At 55.7% G+C, this 521-nt stretch carries 1 protein-coding gene; it reads left to right on the top strand.

The annotated features are described in order from the left end of the window. A partial coding sequence (locus tag FYK55_RS29945; RefSeq protein WP_235909059.1) for a hypothetical protein occupies positions 1 to 411 on the top strand: 411 nt, incomplete at its 5' end. Between the last annotated feature and the right edge of the window lie 110 nt (positions 412 to 521).

The raw sequence follows: 521 nt of genomic DNA, 5'->3' as shown, positions 1-521 counted from the left end.
TGCAATCAACTTCATTCTTTCGCGAGCGGATGCATGAAAAGTCTGTTGCGCCGACTGCGACCACGATTTTCAATTCGTACACTTCTTATTCTTCCTCTCCTCGTTGCAGTGTATTTTGCACTGGATGCAGCAACAAAGCGTTACGGGCCCGACGACGTCGCCCGGGTGTTCGAGGCAGAGCATGGAGGCGGTTTACCTGGCTATGTAGCACCGCTGATCTTCGAGCATTGGACGATGAACGCTACGGCCGGCCCCAACGCTTCGCCGAACAGCGAGGTCACGGCCCACTACTACGTTTGGTTTTTCGGATACGTTTGGCGTACCCCCTACGTCCGGGTGCAGCCATATACAATGCGCGGACCACAGTCAGCAAAGGAGATGATGGCTAAAACGTCGTGGGCCAAGTGGTAACCCGCCATCAATCGAAGCAAGGTGCAGAACCATGGGTTGCAACGGAGGCCGCGAGTTGAATTTATCGAAGTGGAGAGTCGCTCGCGCGGCCCCGCTGAACCCTGTCGTTC

Origin of the sequence: Roseiconus nitratireducens (assembly GCF_008629675.1) — a bacterium.
Classification (GTDB): Bacteria; Planctomycetota; Planctomycetia; order Pirellulales; family Pirellulaceae; genus Stieleria; species Stieleria nitratireducens.
Note: the sequence above shows the minus strand (reverse complement) of the source record. Positions and strands in the feature narration are given on the sequence as shown.